A 22,065-nucleotide genomic window follows, 5' to 3' on the forward strand; every position below is an offset into this window, starting at 1 on the left:
CTCCGCCGAGTCCCGCGCCGAGTTGACGGCCGCCCGCGCGGCGGACGCGGCGGTCGCCGCCGAGCGCGCCTACGACGGGGAGCGGCGTACGGCCGAGGCTCTTGCGGGGGAGGAGCGGCTGGCGGAGCTGCTGAGCCTGCCGGGCGCCGCCGGGCGGGCGCGGGCCGGGGTGCCTGTGCCTCGCCGGGGCGGTGACGAGGGCGAGGACGCGGGAGGTGCCGGGGCTGGGAAGGCCGACGGCGCGGAAGCTGCTGGGGCGGGCAGGGCAGGCGGGGCGGGCCGGGCCGGTTCCGGTGGCGCCGACGGCTCCCGCGCGGCGTCCGGTACGACCGACATCGCGGCGCCCGAAGGCCCCCTCACGCCCGAGGAGTTGGACCGTTTCGCCGATGAGCTGCGCGAACTGCTCGACGAGAACGTGGCGTCGGCCGAGCGGCACCTCTTCGAACTGCGCACCGCCGCCGCCGACGACTCCCGCATCCTCGGCGCGCTCGGCGACGGCGGACTGCTGCCGCCGGGCCCGGACGTGCTGGCGACCGTCGAGTTCCTCGGCGAGCACGGCATCCCGGCCCTCCCCGGCTGGCGGTACCTGGCCCAGGCCGTCGACCCCGCCGACCACGCGCGCGTGCTCGCCGCCCGGCCGGAGCTGGTCGACGGCGTCATCATCACCGACCCGGACTCGCACGCACGGGCCCGCGAGGCGCTGAGCGACGCGGCCCTGCTCCCACGGTCCGCCGTGGCCGTCGGTACGGCCGCCGCCCTGCTGGCACCGACGCCGCCCATGGACTCGGGAGACGGTGACGTCTTCCTCGTACCGCCGAACCCGGCCATGCACGACGAGCACGCCGCCGACGAGGAGCGGCAGGCGCTGCGCGCGCGGGCCACCGAGCGGGACGAGGAGATCCGGGCCCTCGCGGCACGGCTCGGCAAGGACCGGGAACTCGCGGCACGCCTCGCCTCCTGGCGCACGGGGTGCCCGGCCGGACGGCTCACCGAGCTGGCCACGGCCGCGCGGGAGACGCGGGCGTTCGCCGAGGAGGCCGAGGCGGAGCTGGCGGAGGCACGGACCGTACGGGCCGAGGCCGAGGAGGCGGCGGCCGAGGCCGCGCAGGTCCGGGACGAGCGGCAGGAGGCCGCGCAGAAGGCCCGGCGCGCCGCCGACGCCCTCGCCGGACTCGCCTTCCGGCTGCGCGAACGCGCCGGCTGGCAGGTCAAGCTCCGTGAACTCGCCGACGAGGCCACCGAGTCCGAGGCCCGCGCCCAGGCCTGCCTGGAGCGGGCGCGCGCCGCCGACGAGGACCGCCGCGCCACCCAGCGCGCCGCCGATGACGCCCGCCGCACGGCGCGTGCGCTGCGCGCCGAGCGCGCGGAGATCGCGGGCGCACCCGACGACGTACCGGAGACCGACTCCGACGCGCCGAAGCAGCCCCTCGCCGCCCTCCGTGAGGCCTACCGTGCCGCCTCCCAGGTGTACGAGAAGGTCGGCGTCGGCGCCGATCTGCGCGCCGAACAGGCCCGCGCCGAGAGCGACGAGAGCGCCGCCCGCGCGGAACTGGACCGGCTCAGCAACAAGGTCCGCAACCGCGCCGAGCAGCTGTTGCAGTCGCCCGACGGCTCCGACGGCCCCTCCCGGCAGGCCGCCGCGGCACGCGCGGAGGAGCTGGTGCAGCTGTTGGAGACCCGTGTGTCCACCGCGAGCGAGCAGCTGGGCCGGCTGCGCGGTGAGGCCGAGCGGCACGCCCCCGAGGACGGCGAGGCGCACACCGAACTGCCCGAGGAGCTGCTGCCGCGCGACGCCGACCACGCCCAGGCCCTGCTGCGCACCGCCACCGCCGAACTCGCCTCCCGCACCGAGGCGTTGGCCCAGGCCCGCGAGGCCCACGCCGAGCTCCTGGACGCCCACCGCGCCGCCGAGGACGCGGCCGGCGGCTTCGACGAGACCGGCGCCCTGCTCCGGGACCTCCTCCGCGACCACACCGCGGACGACGACCAGGAGGAGCCCGAGCCCTACCCCGGCGGTCTGGAAGAGGCCCGCAAGTCCGCCGCCGAGGCCCGCCGCTCGCTGCGCGGCTGCGCCGCCGAGCTCTCCGCCGCCGAGAGCGCCGTACGCGAGGCCAGCGACATCCTCGTACGACACGCCAACTCCACGCGTTACGAGCAGGTCCGCACCCCCGCCCGCCAGCAGATCCGCGAACTGCCCGCGTCCGCGCTGCCCGAGCACGCGCAGAAGTGGGCGGAGGCCTTCGCACCCCGACTCCGGGTCCTCACCGACGAGTTGGCGCAGCTGGAGCGCAACCGCGACTCGATCGTGGACCGGCTGCGGGGCCTGGTGGAGTCGGCCCTCGCGACCCTGCGGTCCGCCCAGCGGCTCTCCCGCCTGCCCGAAGGACTCGGCGAGTGGTCCGGCCAGGAGTTCCTGCGCATCCGCTTCGAGGAGCCCGACCAGGCCACCCTCATCGAGCGGTTGGGCGAGGTCATCGACGAGGCGACCCGCGCGGCGGTCAAGAAGAACTCCGACATGCGCCGCGACGGCATGTCCCTGCTGCTGCGCGGCGTCGGCGCCGCCCTCCAGCCGAAGGGAGTCGCGGTCGAGATCCTCAAGCCGGACGCGGTCCTGCGCGCCGAGCGTGTCCCCGTGGGACAGATGGGCGACGTCTTCTCCGGTGGCCAGCTGCTGACCGCCGCCATCGCCCTCTACTGCACGATGGCCGCGCTCCGCAGCAACGACCGAGGTCGCGACAAGCACCGGCACGCCGGCACGCTGTTCCTCGACAACCCCATCGGCCGCGCCAACGCGACGTACCTGCTGGAGCTGCAGCGGGCGGTTTCGGATGCCCTGGGCGTCCAACTCCTCTACACGACAGGCCTCTTCGACACGACGGCTTTGGCAGAGTTCCCGCTGGTCATCCGCCTCCGCAACGACGCCGACCTGAGGGCGGGCCTGAAGTACATCAGCGTCGAGGAACACCTCCGCCCGGGTCTGCCGCAGCCGCCCCAGGCGGGCGAGGCGGTGCACAGCGAGATCACGGCGACGAGGATGTTCAAGAGGCCGGCTGCAAGCGCCCCGTAAGGGGCGCGGGGAACTGCGTGATCAGCCACAGCGGGCCCCGCAGTCGCCCCACAACCTCCACGGCCGAGTCATTGGGCGCTGGCCCTCAACAGATCCGCGCACTTCTCGCCGATCATCATCGTCGTAATACAAGGGTTGACGGTCACGAGATCCGGCATCACCGACCCGTCCGCCACTCGCAGCCCCTCGACCCCCTTGACCCGCAGCCGCGCGTCGAGCGGGGCCGAGGGATCGTGATCCGCGCCCATCTTCACGGTGCAGGCCGGGTGATAGACGGTGTTGTGGGTCTTCTGGATGTAGTCGAGCAGCTCCTCGTCCGACTCGACGTCCGGTCCGGGGGCCAGCTCGGCCCCCGTCCACCCGGCGAGGGCCGGCTGCGCGGCGATCCGCCGCGCGAGCCGGAGCCCGTACGTCATCACCCGCACATCGTGCTCGTGCGTGAAGTAGCGCGGGTCGACCTTCGGCTTGTCCCGGTAGTCGCGGGTACGCAACCGCACGGTCCCCCGGGACCTGGCCCGTGTCACGTTCGGCGTCAGACAGAACGCGTTCTCGGAGGTGGGGTAGCCGTGCCGGGCCGTGTTCATGTCGAACGGGACCGACCCGTAGTGGAACATCAGGTCCGGCCGGTCGAGGCCGGGCTCGGTGTCGTAGAAGATGCCGGCCTCCCACCACTGGCTGGACGTGGTGGTCATCGGTTGCTCGGCCTCCCACATGATGACGCCCTCGGGGTGGTCCTGGAGGTTCTCACCGACGCCCGCCGAGTCCACGACGACCTCGACGCCCACCTCGCGCAGATGTTCGGCCGGCCCGATGCCGGACAGCATCAGGAGCTTCGGGGTGTCGATGGCCCCACAGGAGACGATGACCTCACGCCGGGCGCGTACCGTCCGGGTGTGGATGAGGTCGGGGTCCAGGTACTCGGCGCCGACGCAGCGCCGCCCGTCCAGGACCAGCTTCTTCGCGCGTACCCCGGTGCGTATCTCCAGGTTGGGCCGCTTGCCCAGCACCGGGTGGAGGTACGCCACCGACGAGGACTGCCGGATGTTGTTCTCGTCGGCGTTGATCTGGAACCAGTTGGCGCCCCGGACGACCGTCCTGCCGGTGTTGAAGGGGGTCGTCGGGATGCCCGCCTGGGCGCAGGCCTCCAGCAGCGCGGTACCGCACGGGTCCTCGCTCTTCAGCGTGCGCAGCTTCACCGGGCCGGTGCGGCCGTGGTGGTCGCCGGGTGCGTCGTTGTTCTCCAGACGCCGGTAGAGCGGGAAGAGGTCGGCCGCCGACCAGCCCGTGCAACCGGCCGCCGCCCAGTCGTCGAGGTCCTCCGCCGGTGCCCAGAAGGCGATGCAGGAGTTGTGGGAAGAGCAGCCGCCGAGGACCTTCGCCCTCGCGTGCCGCATGAAGCTGTTGCCGCTGGCCTGGGGCTCGACGGGGTAGTCCCAGTCGTAGCCGGACTCCAGCAGACCCATCCAGCGCTCCAGTCTCAGGACGTCGTCGTCGCCGACGTCGCTGGGGCCCGCCTCCAGTACGCACACCGTGATCGACGGGTCTTCCGAGAGCCGGGCCGCGACCACATTACCCGCGGTTCCGCCGCCGACTACGACGTAGTCGAACTCGTCATCGAACTCATCTGTGGGCATGGCGAGCTGACCTCCTTGCTTACATGCTTTGCTGTGACTTGCTGTGTTGGCGTTCGGGCCCGCGGTGTCGATGTTCAGCCGGCCGCCGGGGCAGCGGCGTCGGACCGACAGCCGGGGGAGCCGGTACTCAGTCGGCCGCCGGGGCAGCGGCGGGCGAGGTGGGCGGTATGGGCGGGGCAGACGGTGTGGCGTCGGCCTCGGGGACGGCCAGCTGGTGCTCGGCGAGGACGCCCGTCCGGTGCCGCTGGACGAACCAGTAGTAGGCGAAGCCGCCGACGGCGATGATCCCGACGAACAGGACCGCGCCCCACCGCAGATACCAGTGGAACGGCTCGTTCGCGTTGTAGACCGAGGCCCGCGGCCAGATCAGGTTGACGGTCATGGTGGTGCCCCACACCACGGCGACGATGTTGACGAGGAGCCCCCAGCGGCCCAGCGAGAACTTGCCGTCCCCGGCGGGCTGCCACTTGCCGCGCAGCCGTGCCACCAGCATCGGAGCGGTGACGCCCAGATAGGCCAGGTAGATCATGATGATGCCGATGCTGGTCACCACGGTGAAGATCTGCGGCTGGCGGATGTTCACGACCAGGATCGCGAGGGCCAGCAGACCGATGATCACCGCCGGGAGCACCGGTGTCTGGAAGCGCGGGCTGACCTTGGCCAGCAGCGAGGACGCGGGCAGGTTGTTGTCACGGGCCATCGCGAAGGCCAGGCGGATGGCCGCCGTGTGCACGGCCAGCGCGCACACCGTGACCGCGATCAGCACGCACCACAGCATCGCCTTGCCGGCCGTCGGCCCGAGCACGTCCAGTACGACGTACTGCAGGCCGTCCGAGGACAGTTTCTCGCCGTTCAGGCTGGACACGCTCATCAGCGCCAGCAGCAGGATCAGCCCGCCGAGGACGAACGAGGCGACGATCGCGCGAATGATGGCGCGCGGCGCGTTGCGGGACGGGTCCAGCGACTCCTCGCCGAGCGAGGCGGCCGTGTCGAAGCCGTACATGACGTACGCGGACGCCAGCGAGGCCACGAGGAACGCGCCCAGGTATCCGGCGCCGTAGTCCGCCCCGGTGCCGTTCGTCTCCATGACCACCTGCGGGCCGCGGGTGATGTGCACGGCGAACAGCACGATCAGGACGACGGTAGCGATCAACTCGATGAACACACCCGCCGTGTTGATCGTGGCCATCAGCTTGACGCCGAAGGCGTTCACCAGGGTGGTGAACAGGATCAACACCGCGGCCAGGATGACCGCGTTGGTCGCCACGTCGTACTTCCCGGTGCCGTCCCCGACCAGCTGGAACACATCGGAGATCTGCGGCAGCGTCAGCTGGTAGGCGAGCGCCACCGCGGCGATCGAGACGATGGACGCGGTCAGCATCATCCAGCCGGCGAGCCAGCCGAGATGCGGATTGCCTATCTTCTTCGACCAGTTGTAGACCGAGCCCGCGACCGGGTAGCGGGCGGCCAGTTCCGCGAAACAGAGCGCCACCATGAACTGGCCGACGAACACCATCGGCCACGACCACCAGTAGGCGGGGCCGCCGCTCGCGTAGCCGAAGTAGAAGAGCTGGAAGGTGCCGGTCAGGATCGAGATGTAGCTGATTCCGGCCGCGAAGGTGTGGAAGTTGCCGAGGGTGCGTTTGAGTTCGGGTTTGTAGCCGAACTCGGCGAGTTCGGCGTCGTCCTTGGTGTTCTGTGGTCCGGTCGGTTGGTCGGTCGTCGTCATGAGCGGACTCCTGGTGGGCCTGGGGGAGGGGAGGAGGGAGCGGCTCCGCGGGTGCCGGGAACAGTGACGGAGGAGTGGGTGAGGCGTGTCCGTTGGGGTGAAGGCGAGGGAAAGACGAGTAGTGCCTACGCTCCATCTACCCCTCGCTGCAAGGGAGTTAGGCGAACCAACCCTGGGGCCTCGGGTCGGTGTTGCGCCAGATGTGCTTCGCCTCGCGGTACTCGGCCAGCCCGGCGGGCCCCAGTTCGCGGCCGAAGCCGGACTGCTTGAAACCGCCCCACTCGGCCTGCGGGACGTACGGGTGGTAGTCGTTGATCCACACCGTGCCGATCCTCAGCCGGGCCGTGACGCGCTGGGCCTTGGCCTCGTCCGTCGTCCATACGGCGCCCGCGAGACCGTACACGGTGCCGTTGGCCAGCCGAACGGCCTCGTCCTCGGTATGGAACCGCTCCACGGTCAGCACCGGCCCGAACGACTCGTCCTGCACCACGGACATCGTGCTCGTGCACTCGTCCAGCACGGTCGGCAGATAGTAGAAGCCCTTGTCGTACGCCTCGCCGGACGGCCGCTCGCCCCCACAGCGCAGTACCGCGCCCTCCGCGATGCCCTTGGCGACGTACTCCTCGACCTTCGAGCGATGTGCCGCCGAGATCAGCGGCCCGGTCTGCGCCCGCTCGTCGAACGGGCCCCCGAGCCGGATCCTCTCGGCCCGGCGTACGACCTCGTCGACGAACCGGTCGTGCAACGAGTCCTCCACCAGCAGCCGGGCCCCCGCCGAGCACACCTGGCCCGAGTGCAGGAACACCGCGGTCAGCGCCATGTCGACGGCCGTGTCGAAGTCGGCGTCGGCGAACACGATGTTCGGGTTCTTGCCGCCGAGTTCCAGCGCGACCTTCTTCACCGTGCCGGCCGCCGCGGCCATCAGCCGGCGGCCGGTCAGCAGACCGCCGGTGAAGGAGAGCAGGTCCACGTCCGGGTGGTCGGCGAGCGGGGCGCCCGCCTCGGGGCCGGCCCCGAGGACCAGGTTGGCCACACCTGCCGGCAGCCCCGCCTCCTCCAGCAGCCGCATCAGATGGATCGCGGTGTGCGGGGTCAGCTCGCTCGGCTTCAGCACGAAGGTGTTGCCAGCGGCGAGCGCCGGGGCGACCTTCCAGGCCGTCTGCAGGAGCGGATAGTTCCAGGGGGTGATCAGCGCGCACACCCCGACCGGCTCGTACACGACCCGGCTGTCGACGCCTGCCTGGCCGGTGTCGACGACCCGGCCGGTCTCCTCGGTGGCCGCGCGCCCGAAGTAGCGGAAGCAGTTCACGATGTCGTCGATGTCGTACTCGCTCTCCACCAGCCGCTTGCCGGTGTCGAGGGACTCGGCGCGCGCGAGGGCGTCCTTGTCGCGTACGAGGAGGTCGGCGACCCGGAACAGCAGGTCACCGCGGTCGGCGGCCGGCGTGGTGGGCCACGGGCCCTCGTCGAAGGCGCGGCGGGCCGCCGCGATCGCCTCAACGGTGTCCTTGCCGCCGGCCTCGTCGACGACCGCGACCAGGCTGCCGTCGGCGGGGCAGCGGATCTCACGTGTCCGTCCGTCGAGCGCGGATCGCCACGCTCCGCCGATGAAAAGTTCGGGCATGTCTCTCGTTCCTCCTGGTCAGCGCCGTGCGGCAGGCGCTCTGGCGGCTGGGCGCCTAACCGGGAGACCGCGTTGTATGCCAAATGTGACGGTCAACACGCATGGTCACGGTCGACATGCCTGGTCAGGAGGTCGGAGGCAGAGAGGCAGGGCCGTGGGACGGCAGGCCCCCACCGCCGGAGCGAACGCCGATGGGAGCCAGACGCGAGCCGCCCCGCGTGACAAGCGAGGTGGAGCCGGCGGTGGGCCGGAGGCCCGACCAGTGGGGACCGATCGCCCTACGGGTGCGACAACTGCCCCGCTCCACCCCGCCGGCGTATCCGCTCCTGCGTGCGCTCCGCCGCCCGAGCCTCACGCCGGGCCCGGCGCCGCTCGCGCCGCAGGGCGCGCGCCGTGCTGCTGGGGACCGACACCACGCCGTTGCGCTGGTTCCACACCTGCCGAGTCACCCAGACGTCCAGCACCCCCCAGGTCGCCATGACCGTGCTCGCCACACTGCTCAGAACCATGGGGAACGCCAGCCAGGAACCGGCCAGCGTGGACAGGAACGCCACCATGGCCTGGATCAGTGTCACCGCGATGATGAGGACCGCGCGCACCGCCGCCGTCCGCACCGGATCGGGCAGCCGCCGCTTGAGGGCCGGCTCCTCGATCCACAACGGCCGGTAATGCACCCGCTCTTCGGCCCGCTCGTCGTCTCCGGCGGAGAGCTTCCGTTCCTCCACCACGACACCCTCACCCGCCGGGAGGCCGCCTTCCGGTGTCTGGGCGCCCCGCGCCGCCACATCCGGCGTCACCGCACCCTCCCCGGGCGCTACACGCCGCTCCGCCGTGCCCATCAACTCGTCACTCCCCACCGCCGGTCGACCAAGAGCACCGGGATCATGCGACCCAGCCCCCCACAGGTGCCCGACTTCCTCTGATTTACGCCACCTGGGAGCGGCATGCGAGGCCTGTGGCCCATTCCACCCCCCATTCCCGTACACAAAGACGATCGACGTACGTCGAAGATTCCCAAGGAACGAAAAAATCCGGCCAACCGATCCCACTTCCCCGTCAGGATGCGCTGGGTTCAAGTGCCCGACAGCGGTCGGCAATCTCCCCCAATGAGAGGACAACTCCCCATGTCCGGTTCGCCTCTGGCGAGGAGTGCGCTCGGGCGGCCCTTCGAGATACCTGTGTGTCGGTAGTAGGCTCTCGCCGTTTGTTGACGTACATGCGTGCCCCCGGGCCGGCGGGGGTCGAGCTGGGGGAGGCCATGCGCTTTCGCGGGAAATCGATCCGCCGGAAGATCGTGGCGCTGATGCTCGTGCCCTTGGTGGCGCTGACCGGTGTCTGGACGTTCGCCACGGTGCTGACGGGGCGTGAGGCGAGCGAGCTGTTCAGGGTGGCGGACATCGTCGAGGAGGTCGGCTTCCCCACCGAGGACACCATCCGCGTCCTCCAGCAGGAGCGCCGCCAGACCCTGGTCTACCTGGCCGACCCACGGGCCTCCGACGCACTCACCGCCCTCGAACGCAGCCGCGCCGCCACCGACAAGGCCGTCAAGCGGTTCCGCGCCCACGCCGAGAACGCGGAACTGCGGGACGAGATGGGCGAGAGTACTTCGCAGCGGCTCACGGCGATCCTGGACGCCCTCGACGGCCTGCCGTCCCTGAGGACCAGCGTCGAGCAGGGCACCGTAGACGTGCCCCGGACCCTCAACCAGTACAACGGCCTGGTCGACCCCTGTTTCACCCTGCTGTCCAACCTCCCCGCCCTCGACAACGTGGAGATGGACAAGCAGGGCCGCGCCCTGGTCAACGTCGGCCGCGCCCGCGAACTCCTCTCCCGCGAGGACGCCCTGTTCAGCGCCGTCCTCGTAGAGGGCCGGATCACCCGCGACGAGATCCGCGACTTCTCCGACCTCGTGGCCCAGCGCACCCTGATGTACGACATCAGCCTGCCGCTGCTGCCGGCCTCCGAGCGCGACCGCTTCGCCCGCTACTGGAAGAACGCGAACACCGCGCCACTGCGCTCCGTCGAACAGGCCGTCATCGCCTCCGCCCCCGGCGACCCCGGCGGCGTCACCGCGAAGACCTGGGACAGCGCCGTCGAACCCGTGCTCTCCGACCTCCGCGACCTCAGCATCGAGGCCGGCGACCGTTATCAGGACCGGGTCCAGCCCCTGGCCACCGACGTCATCCTCAAAGCCGTCACCGCCGGTGTCCTCGGCCTCATCGCTCTCCTGCTCTCGCTCTTCATGTCCATACGCATCGGCCGGGTCCTCATCCGTGACCTGCGCCGGCTCCGCCAGGAGGCCCACGACACCGCCGGAGTGCGGCTGCCCAGCGTGATGCGCCGCCTCGCCGCGGGCGAACAGGTCGACGTGGAGACCGAGGTGCCGCGGCTGGAGTACGACAAGAACGAGATCGGCGAAGTCAGCCAGGCCCTCAACACCCTGCAGCGAGCCGCCGTCGAGGCAGCCGTCAAACAGTCCGAACTCCGCAGCGGCATCTCCGAGGTCTTCGTCAATCTCGCCCGCCGCAGCCAGGTCCTGCTCCACAAGCAGCTCACCCTCCTCGACGCCATGGAGCGCCGGACCGACGACACCGACGAGCTCGCCGACCTGTTCCGCCTGGACCACCTGACCACCCGTATGCGCCGGCACGCCGAGGGCCTCGTCATCCTCTCCGGCGCCGCCCCGTCCCGGCAGTGGCGCAAGCCCATCCAGCTCATGGACGTCGTCCGCGCCGCCGTCGCCGAGGTCGAGGACTACGAGCGCATCGAGGTCCGCCGACTGCCCCGCGTGGCCGTCACCGGTCCCGCCGTCGCCGACCTCACCCATCTCGTGGCCGAACTCCTGGAGAACGCCACGGTGTTCTCGCCCCCGCACACCGCCGTGCAGGTCCTCGGCGAGCGCGTCGCCAACGGCTTCACCCTGGAGATCCACGACCGCGGTCTGGGCATGGCGGCCGAGGCACTCCTCGACGCCAACCTGAAGCTCGCCGAGACCCCCGACTTCGAACTCTCCGACACCGACCGGCTCGGTCTCTTCGTGGTCAGCCGGCTCGCCCAGCGGCAGAAGGTCCGCGTCTCCCTCCAGCCGTCGCCGTACGGCGGCACCACGGCCGTGGTCTTCATCCCCGACGCCCTGCTCACCGACGACGTCCCGGACACCAACGGCATCGGCTTCCGTCTCGACCGCGTCCACCCCAGCCGGGAGGCCGAGCTGGAGGAGGAGCGCAAGGCCGCGCTCTCCCAGGTGCCGGTCCGGCTGCCGGGGCTGTCCGCCGGCATCCTGGACGGCCCGGTGGAACTGGAGGCACCCGTCGACCTGGACCACCCGCTCGACGACTTCCGAGGTGTCCTGGACGACGAGGACGGCGAGCAGGGCGGTCTGTTCCGGCGCCGCTCGCTCACCGGCTTCGCCGACGAGCAGCGGCCGGCGCGGGAGGGAGAGCGACCGCAGGTCCCGCTCACCGACCCCGACCCGACGGTCGGCCCCGTACCGCTGCCGCAGCGCCGGACGCCGCATCTCGTCAGCTCGCACGGCCGCCCGGTGGCGCTCCCGAGGTCCGGGCGCCCGGACGATGAGCACGCGCAGAGCCGGGAACCGGGGAACGCGGACAGCCGGCCGCTCACCGCCCTGCCACAGCGCCGTCGCACCACGGCGCCGAACGGCACGGGCCCGACGACCCCGCAGATCGCCGCAGGCGAACCCACCCCACGTACGGACACGGCGACCGACCAGGCAGAATCGGCACCGAGCCCGCTGCCCCGTCGAGTCCGGCAAGCCAGTCTGGCACCGCAGTTGAAGGACGGCCCCGAGCGGCGGGGCGAGCGCGACAGAGCCCGCTCCCCGAAGGGGCCGGACCTCACCGAACGCGACGCCGACGAGGTACGCAGTCGTATGGCCTCGCTCCAGCGGGGGTGGCAGCGGGGCCGAGAGGAGAACGTCGAGGGCGACGATGCCCGGGACGTCTCAGCACCACGAGGAACGAAGGGGGACGGTCGATGACCGCACCGAAGGCCGAAGGGCCCACCGCGAACGGCACGTCCGGCGAGCTGAACTGGCTCCTGGACGACCTGGTGGAGCGCGTCGCCAGCATCCGCAAGGCGCTCGTGCTCTCCGGCGACGGACTGCCCACGGGCGTCTCCAAGGACCTCACCAGAGAGGACAGCGAGCACCTGGCCGCGGTCTCCTCCGGATTCCACAGCCTCGCCAAGGGCGTCGGCCGCCATTTCGAGGCGGGCAACGTCCGGCAGACCGTCGTAGAACTCGACGAGGCCTTCCTGTTCGTCACCGCCGCCGGTGACGGCAGTTGCCTCGCCGTCCTCGCGGACGCGGGCGCCGATATCGGGCAGGTCGCCTACGAGATGACGCTCCTGGTCAAGCGGGTCGGTGCACATCTGGGCTCCGCTCCGCGCAACGATGTGCGCCAGGGCGGGTAGTGGGATGGCATGAGCCGAGACGGTCAGGGAAGCAGCCACTGGTTCGACGACGCCGCCGGACCGGTGGTCCGTCCGTACGCGATGACACGGGGCCGCACCAGCCACGCGGTCCAGCACCGCCTCGATCTGATCGCGGTGGTCGTCACGGAACCGCACGTGGACGACCCGGAGGAGGACCACTCGCTCGCCCCGGAGCACGTCCGGATCGTCGAGCTCTGCCGTGACACCCCGCAGACGGTGGCCGAACTGGGTGCCGAGCTCGACCTGCCCGTCGGGGTGATCCGCGTCCTCGTGGGAGACCTCGTGGACGAGGAATTGGTCCACGTGACACGTCCCGTACCACCCGCCGAGCTGGTGGACGAGAGTATTCTGCGCGACGTGATCAACGGCCTCCGGGCGCTCTGAGCAGCGCGGAAGCGGAGTGAAGACGTGACAGGCTGGCAGTTCTGGGTCGACCGGGGCGGTACGTTCACCGACCTCGTCGCGTGCCGCCCGGACGGCCGCCTGCTCACGCACAAACTCCTCTCCGACAACCCCGCGCGGTACGCGGACGCGGCCGTCGCGGGGGTCCGGGAACTCCTCCACGGCTCCGACGCCCCCATCGAGGCCGTCCGCATGGGTACCACCGTCGCCACCAACGCCCTCCTGGAGCGCACCGGCGAGCGCACCCTCCTCGTCATCACCCGGGGCTTCCGCGACGCCCTGCGCATCGCCTACCAGAACCGGCCCCACATCTTCGCCCGCGAGATCGAACTCCCCGAGCCGCTGTACGAGCGGGTCGTCGAGGCCGACGAGCGCATCGCCGCCGACGGCACGGTGCTGCGTGCCCCTGACCTGGACGCCCTGGCCGAAGACCTCCGCTCGGCGTACGACGACGGCATCCGCGCGGTCGCCGTCGTCTGCATGCACAGCCACCTCCATCCCGCCCACGAACAGGCGATCGGCGAGCTGGCCGCCCGTATCGGCTTCCCCCAGATCTCGCTCTCCAGCGAGGTCAGTCCCCTCATGAAGCTCGTCCCACGCGGTGACACGGCCGTCGTCGACGCCTACCTGTCGCCCGTGCTGCGCCGCTACGTCCGGCACGTCGCCGACGAACTGCGGGGCGTACGGCTGATGTTCATGCAGTCCAACGGCGGGCTCGTCGAAGCCGGACAGTTCCGTGGCAAGGACGCCATCCTCTCCGGACCCGCCGGCGGCATCGTGGGCATGGCCCGCATGTCCCAGCTCGCCGGCTTCGACCGGGTCATCGGCTTCGACATGGGCGGCACCTCCACCGACGTCTCGCACTTCGCGGGCGAGTACGAGCGGGTCTTCACCACGCAGCTCGCCGGCGTACGACTGCGGGCGCCCATGCTGGACATCCACACCGTCGCCGCGGGCGGTGGCTCGGTCCTGCACTTCGACGGCTCCCGCTACCGCGTAGGGCCGGACTCGGCGGGCGCGGACCCGGGCCCCGCCTGCTACCGGGGCGGCGGCCCCCTCACCGTCACCGACGCCAACGTCATGCTCGGGCGCATCCAACCCGCCCACTTCCCCCGTGTCTTCGGGCCCGACGGCGAACAGCCGCTCGACGCCGCCCTGGTCCGCGACCGCTTCGCCGACCTCGCCCGCGAGATCCGCGACCACACCGGGGACGACCGCACGCCCGAGCAGGTCGCCGAGGGCTACCTGCAGATCGCCGTCACCAACATCGCGGGCGCCGTCAAGCGGATCTCCGTCCAGAAGGGCCACGACGTCACCCGCTACGCACTCACCACCTTCGGTGGCGCGGGCGGACAGCACGCGTGCAAGGTCGCCGACTCGCTCGGCATCCGCACCGTCCTCGTCCCGCCCATGGCGGGCCTGCTCTCCGCCCTCGGCATCGGCCTGGCGGACACCACCGCCATGCGTGAACAGTCCGTGGAGGCCCCACTGGAGCCGGCCTCGATGCCCGGCGTCCTGAAGACCGCCGACGACCTGGAGAGCGCCGCCCGCGCCGAACTCCTCGCCGAGGACGTCCCCGAAAACCGGATCCGGGTCGTCCGCCGCGCCCAGCTCCGCTACGACGGCACGGACACCGCCCTCACCGTCGAACTCACCGCGCCCGACTCCATGCGGCGCGCCTTCGAAGAACGTCATCGCGCCACGTACTCCTTCACCCTCGACCGACCGATCGTCGTCGAAGCCCTCTCCGTGGAAGCCACCGGCCTCACCACACCCCCCGATCTCTCCGCCCTCGCCCCGTACGAAGGCCGTACCGCCGATCCGCGGACGGTCAGCCTCCACACCGGCGGTGCCTGGCACGACGTGCCGCTGCACCGCCGCGAGGAGCTGCCCCCCGGCGAAGCCGTCACCGGCCCCGCTATCATCGCCGAGGCCGGCGCGACGACCGTCGTGGACGACGGCTGGCGAGCCGCGACCACCCACGACGGGCATCTGGTCATGGAACGCGCCGCGATCACGGAGAGTTCCGATCACGGCACGAAAAGTGATCCGGTTCTGCTGGAGGTCTTCAACAACCTCTTCATGTCCATCGCCGAACAGATGGGCGCCCGCCTGGAGTCCACCGCCCAGTCGGTCAACATCAAGGAACGCCTCGACTTCTCCTGCGCCCTCTTCGACCCCGACGGCAACCTGGTCGCCAACGCCCCCCACATCCCCGTGCACCTGGGCTCCATGGGCACCAGCGTCAAAGAGGTCATCCGCCGACGCGGAGCCGCCATGCGCCCGGGCGACACCTACGCGGTCAACGACCCGTACCACGGCGGCACCCACCTGCCCGACATCACGGTCATCACCCCCGTCTTCGACACGGAGGGTGACCACATCCTCTTCCACGTCGCCTCACGCGGCCACCACGCCGAGATCGGCGGCATCCAGCCGGGCTCCATGCCGGCCCACAGCCGCACCATCGACGAGGAGGGCGTCCTCTTCGACAACTGGCTCCTCGCCGAGAACGGCCGCTTCCGCGAACAGGAGACCCTCCGCCTGCTCACCGAGGCCCCGTACCCCTCCCGCAACCCCGGGACCAATCTCGCGGACCTGCGCGCCCAGATCGCCGCCAACCAGAAGGGCGTCGACGAAGTCACCCGCATGATCGACGACTTCGGACTCGACGTCGTGCAGGCGTACATGAGGCACGTCCAGGACAACGCCGAGGAAGCGGTACGCCGTGTCATCGACGCCCTGGACGACGGCGAATACGCCTACGAGACCGACTCCGGCGCCGTCATTCGCGTGGCGGTGCGCGTGGACCGGGAGAACCGCTCCGCGACCATCGACTTCACCGGCACCTCCGCGCAGCTCGCAGGCAACTTCAACGCCCCCTTCGCAGTGGTCAACGCGGCCGTCCTGTACGTCTTCCGCACCCTCGTCGCCGACGACATTCCGCTCAACGACGGCTGTCTGCGCCCCCTGAACATCGTCGTACCACCCGGCTCGATGCTCGCCCCCGAACCCCCGGCCGCCGTCGTCGCGGGCAACGTCGAGACCTCGCAGGCCATCACCGGCGCCCTCTACGCCGCCCTGCGGGTCCAGGCCGAGGGCTCCGGCACCATGAACAACGTCACCTTCGGCAACGAACGCCACCAGTACTACGAGACCGTCGCCTCCGGCTCCGGCGCGGGCGACGGCTTCCCGGGCGCGCCCGTCGTACAGACCCACATGACCAACTCCCGCCTCACCGACCCCGAGGTCCTGGAGTGGCGCCTGCCCGTCCGGCTCGACGAGTTCGCCGTCCGGCGGGGCAGCGGTGGGGCGGGACAATGGCGCGGCGGTGACGGAGCCGTACGCCGTATCCGCTTCCACGAGCCCATGACCGTCTCCACGCTGTCGCAGCACCGCAGGATCCCGCCCTACGGGATGGCCGGCGGCGCTCCCGGAGCCCTCGGCGCCAACCGGGTGGAGCGCGCGGACGGCGACGTCGTGGAACTCGGCGGAAGTGATTCGCTGGACATCGGCCCCGGCGACGTACTAGTCATCGAAACCCCCGGCGGTGGGGGCTACGGTCCACCGCCGAGCGACAACCATCCAGCAGGAGAAGAGACCGATGATCCTCGGGCGCACTGAGCGCGGCAAACCTCCCGTCGAGCCCGTCACGCTCAAGATTCTCGTGGCCGGCGGCTTCGGTGTGGGCAAGACGACCTGCGTCGGCGCGGTCAGCGAGATCAAGCCGCTGCGCACCGAGGAGGTGCTCACCGAGGCGGGCCGCCCGTACGACGACACCAGCGGCGTGGAGAACAAGTCGACCACCACCGTCGCCATGGACTTCGGACGCATCACCCTGCGCGAGGACCTGGTCCTGTACTTGTTCGGGACACCCGGCCAGGACCGCTTCTGGTTCCTGTGGGACGAGTTGGCCACCGGTGCCCTGGGCGCCGTGGTGCTCGCCGACACACGGCGCTTGGAGGACTGCTTCGCCGCCGTCGACTACTTCGAGCGCCGCTCCATACCGTTCGTGATCGGCGTCAACTGCTTCGAGGGCGCCGCGCGCTACCCGGCCGAGACCGTCCGCCAGGCCCTCGACCTCGACCCCGACGTGCCGGTCGTGCTGTGCGACGCGCGTCAGCGCGAATCGGTCAGGGACGTCCTCGTCGCCGTCGTCCGGCACGCCATGACGCACGCGGCGGAGCAACGCCAGACCGTCACCACATGAGAGACGGCCCGTACCCCCGCCGACCGGGGTACGGGCCGTCGCTTCTGGGACACGCGCGCGTGGACCCCGCTTTCAGCTTCCGTCGTCCTCGTGCCAACCGAAGCTCTTCTCCACCGCCTTGCGCCAGTTGTGGTATTCGCGGTCACGGACGGAGGCCTCCATGGCCGGCGTCCACTCGACGTCCTTCTGCCAGTGCGACTTCAGCTCGTCCAGGTCGTTCCACACCCCGGTCGCGAGCCCGGCGGCGTACGCGGCGCCCAGGCAGGTCGTCTCCGAGACCTTGGGGCGGATCACCGGCACGTCGAGGACGTCCGCCTGGTGCTGCATCAGGAGGTTGTTCTTGGTCATGCCGCCGTCGACCTTGAGGGCCGTGATGCGCACCCCCGAGTCCTGGAACATGGCGTCCACCACCTCACGCGTCTGCCAACTCGTCGCCTCCAGCACCGCCCGCGCGAGATGCGCCCTGGTGACGTACCGCGTCAACCCGGTGATGACGCCGCGTGCGTCCGAGCGCCAGTAGGGCGCGAACAGGCCCGAGAACGCGGGCACGATGTACGCGCCGCCGTTGTCGTCGACGCTCGCCGCCAGGGGCTCGATCTCGTCGGCGGTACGGATGATGCCGAGCTGGTCGCGGAACCACTGCACCAGGGCGCCCGTGATCGCGATCGACCCCTCCAGGCAGTACACCGGGGCCTCGCCGCCGATCTTGTACCCCATGGTCGTGAGCAGCCCGCTCTTCGACGGCACGGGCCGGCTCCCGGTGTTGAGCAGCAGGAAGCTTCCGGTGCCGTACGTGTTCTTCGCGGTGCCCACGTCGTAGCAGGCCTGCCCGAACACCGCCGCCTGCTGATCGCCGAGCGCCGACGCGACGGGGACGCCCGCGAGGGGGCCCACAGCCGTGCCGTACACCTCGGCGGAGGACCTGATCTCCGGGAGGACCGCTTCCGGGACGTTCATCGCGGAGAGGATCGACGTGTCCCACTGGAGGGACTCCAGGTTCATCAGCATGGTGCGCCCGGCGTTGGTGACGTCGGTGACGTGTTGTCCGCCCTCCGTGCCACCGGTCAGGTTCCAGATCAACCAGGAGTCGATCGTGCCGAAGGCGATCTCGCCGCGCTCGGCGCGGGCCCTGAGCCCCGGGACGTTGTCGAGCAGCCAGGCCGCCTTCGGACCGGAGAAGTAGCTGGCCAGCGGCAGCCCGGTCTGCTCACGGAAACGATCCTGCCCGTCCGCGCCGCCGAGTTCGTTGCAGAGCGCGGACGTTCGCGTGTCCTGCCAGACGATCGCGTTGTGCACGGGCTTGCCGGTGGCGCGGTCCCACAGGACCGTCGTCTCGCGCTGGTTGGTGATGCCGAGCGCGCTGATCCGGTCCGCGCGCAGACCCGCCTTGGCGATCGCCCCGGCGACCACCGCCTGCACCTTCGACCAGATCTCGGTGGCGTCGTGTTCCACCCAGCCGGGCTTGGGGAAGATCTGGCGGTGCTCACGCTGGTCGACGGCGACGATCGCGCCGTCCTGGTCGAAGATGATGCAGCGGCTCGAAGTGGTGCCCTGGTCGATGGCGGCGACGTACTTCTGGGCGTTGTCCGGCATGACATCCCCTTACGTCTTACGTCGGTTGCGTCAGAAGGCTGCGTTGTAGATGAGGCCCGCGAGACCTCCGCCGACCAGGGGGCCGGCGACCGGGATCCAGGCGTAACCCCAGTCGGAGGTGCCCTTGTTGGGGATCGGCAGAAAGGTGTGCACGATGCGCGGGCCGAGGTCACGCGCCGGGTTGATCGCGTAGCCGGTGGGCCCGCCCAGGGAGAGGCCGATGCCGACGACCAGGAACGACACCAGCAGGAGCGAGATGCCGGAGCCGTAGATTCCGGCCTCTTCGCCGGGGATCTGGCCGATGCCTATGCCGGTGTTCCGCCCGAAGGCGAGGATCGGCAGCACCAGGGCGATCGTCGCGATGATCTCGGTGATCAGGTTGGCGGCCGGGTTCCGGATCTCCGGGATGGTGGAGAAGATGCCGAGAGTCGGTGTCGGCTCGTCCGCCGTTCCCTCCGTGGTGCCTTCCTTGCGGATGTTCGCCTGGAACTGCACGAGGTAGACCAGGTACGCGAGGACCGCACCGAGCATCGCGCCCACCATCTGGCCCAGCAGATAGACCCAGACCTTGTCCCACGTCCCCGTGTCGACCGCGATGCCGATGGTCACCGCGGGGTTGAGGTGCCCGCCCGACAGGGGAGCGGCGGTGTAGGCGCCCGCCAGGACGGCGAAGCCCCAGCCGAACGCGATGACGATCCACCCCGAGGCCCTCGACTTCGAGAACCTGAGGGTGACGGCGGCGCACACACCGGCGCCGAACAGAATCAGGATCGCCGTACCGATGACCTCACCGACGAAGATGTCTCCGTTGCTCATGGCGGCTCCTAGGCCCCGGCCCGGAGCGATCGACCCCGGACCTTCCGTGCAGGGTGCGTTCCCATGGCTACTTCAGCCGAAGGCAGGGAGGTCCCGCGCCCCGCCCGGCGTCCGTGACGAGCGTGCCGTCGCAGCCGAATCGCCCGTGGGGGATGGCCCGTCGCGCAGACGGGGAGCCCGAGCGGCACAGTGCACAAAGATGCCCGAATGCGGCGATGCCGACCGACACCGGAAGTGTTCACCGGCGTACAAGGGGCGTCAAGAACACGGACGGCAACGGCTGGAGGCGGCTACGGGGCGCACACGCCCGCGCGACGGCGGACCCGCGCTCGTGAGGGCTCGGGCGGAGCCGGGCTCTCGTCCGCTGGAACTGCCGCTTCAGCGTGCGGGCATGGTTACCGTGCCCCCTTGTCCCGGCTGCGCCGGGCACCCCCTGGCCTTCAGCCAGGGGGCAGTTGGACAACAGTACGAAGCCGCTGGTCGGTGCCGCCCGGATCACTCCGCCCCCGATCACGACAGCCTCGGCACCGCGCAGGACCTCGTGCCCCGGCGACCCGGCCCGCCCGGTGGCCGCCGCAGCCGCCCAGGCGACAACCCTGGTGACAAGCGCCGTGCTCGCCCTGCCGCAGCCGACGGGGGACGCCGAGACGGCGCCGATGCACCCAACTGCCCCTGCCCAGCGCCCTGGCCGCCTTCGCCTCCGTGACGGGCAGCCGAGCGGGCGGCGCGAACCACTCACCCCGCGCCAACCGCCCGCCGGCCACGCCACCACGGCCGACCGGGCACCTCACCGGACCGCGATCACCGCCGACCCGTGCCCGAACAGCCCCTGGTTCGCGCTGATCCCGACGCGCGCGCCCGCGACCTGACGGTCACCGGCCTCGCCGCGCAACTGCCGAACCAGCTCGCACACCTGGGCGATCGCCTGCGCCGGAACCGCCTCCCCGAACGAGGCGAGCCCGCCGCTGGCGTTCACCGGTATTCGCCCGCCCAACGCCGTCACGCCGTCCCGGAGGAGCTTCGCGCCCTCACCCTCGCCGCACAGCCCCAGGTCCTCGTACCACTGCAACTCCAGCGCCGTGGACAGGTCGTAGACCTCGGCGAGCGACAGGTCGTCGGGCCCGATGCCCGCCTCCTCGTACGCCGCCCGCGCGATCGACTCCCGGAACGTCTCGGCAGTGGGCTCCACCGTGGCCGCGGAGTCGGTCGCGATGTCCGGCAGGTCCAGCACGGTGTTGGGATAGCGAGGCGTCACCGTGGACACCGCCCGTATCCGTACGGGCTCGGCCGCGCCGTGCCGCCGCGCGAACTCCATGTTGGACAGCACGAGCGCGGCGCCACCGTCCGAAGTCGCACAGATGTCCAGCAGCCGCAGTGGATCCGCGACGACGGCGGAGGCCGCGACATCCTCGGCCGTGACCCGCTTTCGGTACCGCGCGTACGGATTGAGCGCCCCCATCGCGGAGTTCTTCACCTTGACCCGCGTGAAATCCTCCGGCGTGTCTCCGTGCACCGCCATCCGCCGCCGCGCATACAGCCCGAAATAGGTCGGATTGGTCGCCCCGAGGACCCTGAACCGCAGCCAGTCCGGATCGTCCGGCCGATCACCGCCCGCCGGCCGGAAGAACCCCTTCGGAGCCGAGTCCGCGCCCACGACGAGGACCACGTCCGCCAGCCCGGCGAGGATCTGGGCCCGCGCTGCGCCGACCGCCTGCGCCCCCGACGCGCAGGCCGCGTACACACTCGTGACTCGCGCCCCCTGCCACCCCAGAGCCTTGGCGAAGCTCGCCCCCGCCACGTACCCGGGATAACCGCCCCGCACCGTGTCCGCCCCGATGATCGAGTCGACGTCCCGCCAGTCGACCCCCGCGTCCTCCAGCGCCGCGCGCGCGGCCACCGTCCCGTACTCGACGAAACTCCTTCCCCACTTGCCCCACGGGTGCATGCCCGCGCCGAGCACCGCCACCTCACCCGTCATGCCGTCACCCCCGTCGGCCGCCAATGCCATGTCGTCCAGGTCGTCTCCGCGTCCTCGTTGAGCACACCGGGGACGACCTCCACCTCCATGCCCACCGTCAGATCGGCGACGGTGACCCCGGGAACGGCCTGCCCCAGCACCACGATGCGCTCTGCGGCCAGTTCCACAGCGATCAACGCGTACGGCTCCCACGGAAGTTCCGGATCGGACACGTACGGTGACGGAGGCCGGTACCGGCCATCGGTGTACGACCACACCCGGCCCCGCCGTGACAGCGGCACCTCCCGCAGGTCCCCGCCAGGGCAGCCCGGGTTGCGGCAGTGCACGTCCTCTCGCGGGAAGAACACCGAGGCACAGGCCGAACAGCGTGTGCCCAGCAAACGGAAGTCGCCGCCCTCTCCGGTGAACCAGCCGGCGACCACAGGTGTGCGTTGACGCGACAAAGCCCCTCCCCGGCAGCAGACCTGATGGATCGTCAGATATGTCGTCCGAAGTCTGTCATGGGCAAAACGAATTGGGCAGGTTCCCGGGAGAACCAACAGACCCCTGCCGGCGTC

Annotated in this window: 14 protein-coding genes; 6 read left to right on the forward strand and 8 right to left on the reverse strand. The window is 70.9% G+C overall.

Going from position 1 to position 22,065, the window contains the following annotated elements; all coding sequences use genetic code 11:
- The coding region (locus STRIP9103_RS26010) for a hypothetical protein (protein WP_048820996.1) at positions 1–3,067 on the forward strand (3,067 nt) is incomplete at its 5' end.
- 68 nt (positions 3,068–3,135) lie between these two features.
- On the opposite strand, the gene STRIP9103_RS26015 is transcribed toward STRIP9103_RS26010, so the two are convergent.
- From STRIP9103_RS26015 to STRIP9103_RS26030, 4 genes are all read right to left on the reverse strand, one after another.
- Entirely contained in the window at positions 3,136–4,701 is a 1,566-nt protein-coding gene (locus STRIP9103_RS26015; RefSeq protein WP_009323097.1) for a GMC family oxidoreductase, read from the reverse strand.
- A gap of 127 nt (positions 4,702–4,828) precedes the next feature.
- Positions 4,829–6,430 (reverse strand): APC family permease, encoded by a 1,602-nt coding sequence (locus tag STRIP9103_RS26020; protein ID WP_009323098.1) that lies wholly within the window; start codon positions 6,428–6,430, stop codon positions 4,829–4,831.
- A 157-nt stretch (positions 6,431–6,587) separates the two neighbouring features.
- Positions 6,588–8,054, reverse strand: a complete 1,467-nt coding sequence (locus STRIP9103_RS26025; protein ID WP_009323089.1) for an aldehyde dehydrogenase family protein — start codon at positions 8,052–8,054, stop codon at positions 6,588–6,590.
- A gap of 278 nt (positions 8,055–8,332) precedes the next feature.
- On the reverse strand, positions 8,333–8,893 hold the full coding sequence (locus tag STRIP9103_RS26030) for a hypothetical protein (RefSeq protein ID WP_048820997.1): 561 nt from the start codon (positions 8,891–8,893) through the stop codon (positions 8,333–8,335).
- Positions 8,894–9,312: 419 nt separating this feature from the next.
- Here STRIP9103_RS26030 and STRIP9103_RS26035 point away from each other — a divergent pair, with 419 nt between their 5' ends.
- Genes STRIP9103_RS26035 through STRIP9103_RS26055 form a run of 5 tightly spaced genes read left to right on the forward strand, consistent with a single transcriptional unit; the run spans position 9,313 to position 17,121 of the window.
- Positions 9,313–12,054 (forward strand): nitrate- and nitrite sensing domain-containing protein, encoded by a 2,742-nt coding sequence (locus STRIP9103_RS26035; RefSeq protein ID WP_009323094.1) that lies wholly within the window; start codon positions 9,313–9,315, stop codon positions 12,052–12,054.
- Positions 12,051–12,488 (forward strand): roadblock/LC7 domain-containing protein, encoded by a 438-nt coding sequence (locus STRIP9103_RS26040; protein ID WP_009323101.1) that lies wholly within the window; start codon positions 12,051–12,053, stop codon positions 12,486–12,488. The genes STRIP9103_RS26035 and STRIP9103_RS26040 overlap by 4 nt, the downstream gene beginning before the upstream one ends.
- A gap of 9 nt (positions 12,489–12,497) precedes the next feature.
- The gene (locus STRIP9103_RS26045) at positions 12,498–12,893 is read left to right on the forward strand and encodes a DUF742 domain-containing protein (protein WP_009323099.1); all 396 of its coding nucleotides are present in this window, start codon (positions 12,498–12,500) and stop codon (positions 12,891–12,893) included.
- Positions 12,894–12,917: 24 nt separating this feature from the next.
- Positions 12,918–16,535 (forward strand): hydantoinase B/oxoprolinase family protein, encoded by a 3,618-nt coding sequence (locus STRIP9103_RS26050; protein WP_009323095.1) that lies wholly within the window; start codon positions 12,918–12,920, stop codon positions 16,533–16,535.
- The gene (locus STRIP9103_RS26055; RefSeq protein ID WP_009323092.1) at positions 16,516–17,121 is read left to right on the forward strand and encodes a GTP-binding protein; all 606 of its coding nucleotides are present in this window, start codon (positions 16,516–16,518) and stop codon (positions 17,119–17,121) included. Before STRIP9103_RS26050 ends, STRIP9103_RS26055 begins: the two co-directional genes overlap by 20 nt.
- A gap of 72 nt (positions 17,122–17,193) precedes the next feature.
- Here the strand turns inward: STRIP9103_RS26055 and glpK are convergent, their stop codons facing one another.
- The 4 genes from glpK to STRIP9103_RS26075 all read right to left on the reverse strand — a co-directional run bounded on the left by glpK (position 17,194) and on the right by STRIP9103_RS26075 (position 21,930).
- Positions 17,194–18,714 (reverse strand): glycerol kinase GlpK, encoded by a 1,521-nt coding sequence (glpK, locus tag STRIP9103_RS26060; RefSeq protein ID WP_009323090.1) that lies wholly within the window; start codon positions 18,712–18,714, stop codon positions 17,194–17,196.
- Positions 18,715–18,744: 30 nt separating this feature from the next.
- Positions 18,745–19,530, reverse strand: a complete 786-nt coding sequence (locus STRIP9103_RS26065; RefSeq protein WP_009323100.1) for an MIP/aquaporin family protein — start codon at positions 19,528–19,530, stop codon at positions 18,745–18,747.
- Between the two features lie 787 nt (positions 19,531–20,317).
- A complete protein-coding gene (locus tag STRIP9103_RS26070) occupies positions 20,318–21,508 on the reverse strand; it encodes a lipid-transfer protein (RefSeq protein ID WP_048820999.1) in 1,191 nt (396 codons plus the stop codon).
- A complete protein-coding gene (locus tag STRIP9103_RS26075) occupies positions 21,505–21,930 on the reverse strand; it encodes a Zn-ribbon domain-containing OB-fold protein (protein ID WP_048820998.1) in 426 nt (141 codons plus the stop codon). Before STRIP9103_RS26075 ends, STRIP9103_RS26070 begins: the two co-directional genes overlap by 4 nt.
- Positions 21,931–22,065 lie beyond the last annotated feature (135 nt).

The organism is Streptomyces ipomoeae 91-03 (assembly GCF_000317595.1).
GTDB classification, from domain to species: domain Bacteria; phylum Actinomycetota; class Actinomycetes; order Streptomycetales; family Streptomycetaceae; genus Streptomyces; species Streptomyces ipomoeae.

Excerpts from the sequence above, each read along its gene's own strand:
- STRIP9103_RS26055 (WP_009323092.1), top strand. The coding sequence starts at position 16,516 with ATGATCCTCGGGCGCACTGAGCGCGGCAAACCTCCCGTCGAGCCCGTC.
- STRIP9103_RS26040 (WP_009323101.1), top strand. The coding sequence starts at position 12,051 with ATGACCGCACCGAAGGCCGAAGGGCCCACCGCGAACGGCACGTCCGGC.
- STRIP9103_RS26030 (WP_048820997.1), bottom strand. The coding sequence starts at position 8,893 with ATGGGCACGGCGGAGCGGCGTGTAGCGCCCGGGGAGGGTGCGGTGACG.
- STRIP9103_RS26070 (WP_048820999.1), bottom strand. The coding sequence starts at position 21,508 with ATGACGGGTGAGGTGGCGGTGCTCGGCGCGGGCATGCACCCGTGGGGC.
- STRIP9103_RS26025 (WP_009323089.1), bottom strand. The coding sequence starts at position 8,054 with ATGCCCGAACTTTTCATCGGCGGAGCGTGGCGATCCGCGCTCGACGGA.
- glpK (WP_009323090.1), bottom strand. The coding sequence starts at position 18,714 with ATGCCGGACAACGCCCAGAAGTACGTCGCCGCCATCGACCAGGGCACC.
- STRIP9103_RS26015 (WP_009323097.1), bottom strand. The coding sequence starts at position 4,701 with ATGCCCACAGATGAGTTCGATGACGAGTTCGACTACGTCGTAGTCGGC.
- STRIP9103_RS26045 (WP_009323099.1), top strand. The coding sequence starts at position 12,498 with ATGAGCCGAGACGGTCAGGGAAGCAGCCACTGGTTCGACGACGCCGCC.
- STRIP9103_RS26035 (WP_009323094.1), top strand. The coding sequence starts at position 9,313 with ATGCGCTTTCGCGGGAAATCGATCCGCCGGAAGATCGTGGCGCTGATG.
- STRIP9103_RS26020 (WP_009323098.1), bottom strand. The coding sequence starts at position 6,430 with ATGACGACGACCGACCAACCGACCGGACCACAGAACACCAAGGACGAC.
- STRIP9103_RS26065 (WP_009323100.1), bottom strand. The coding sequence starts at position 19,530 with ATGAGCAACGGAGACATCTTCGTCGGTGAGGTCATCGGTACGGCGATC.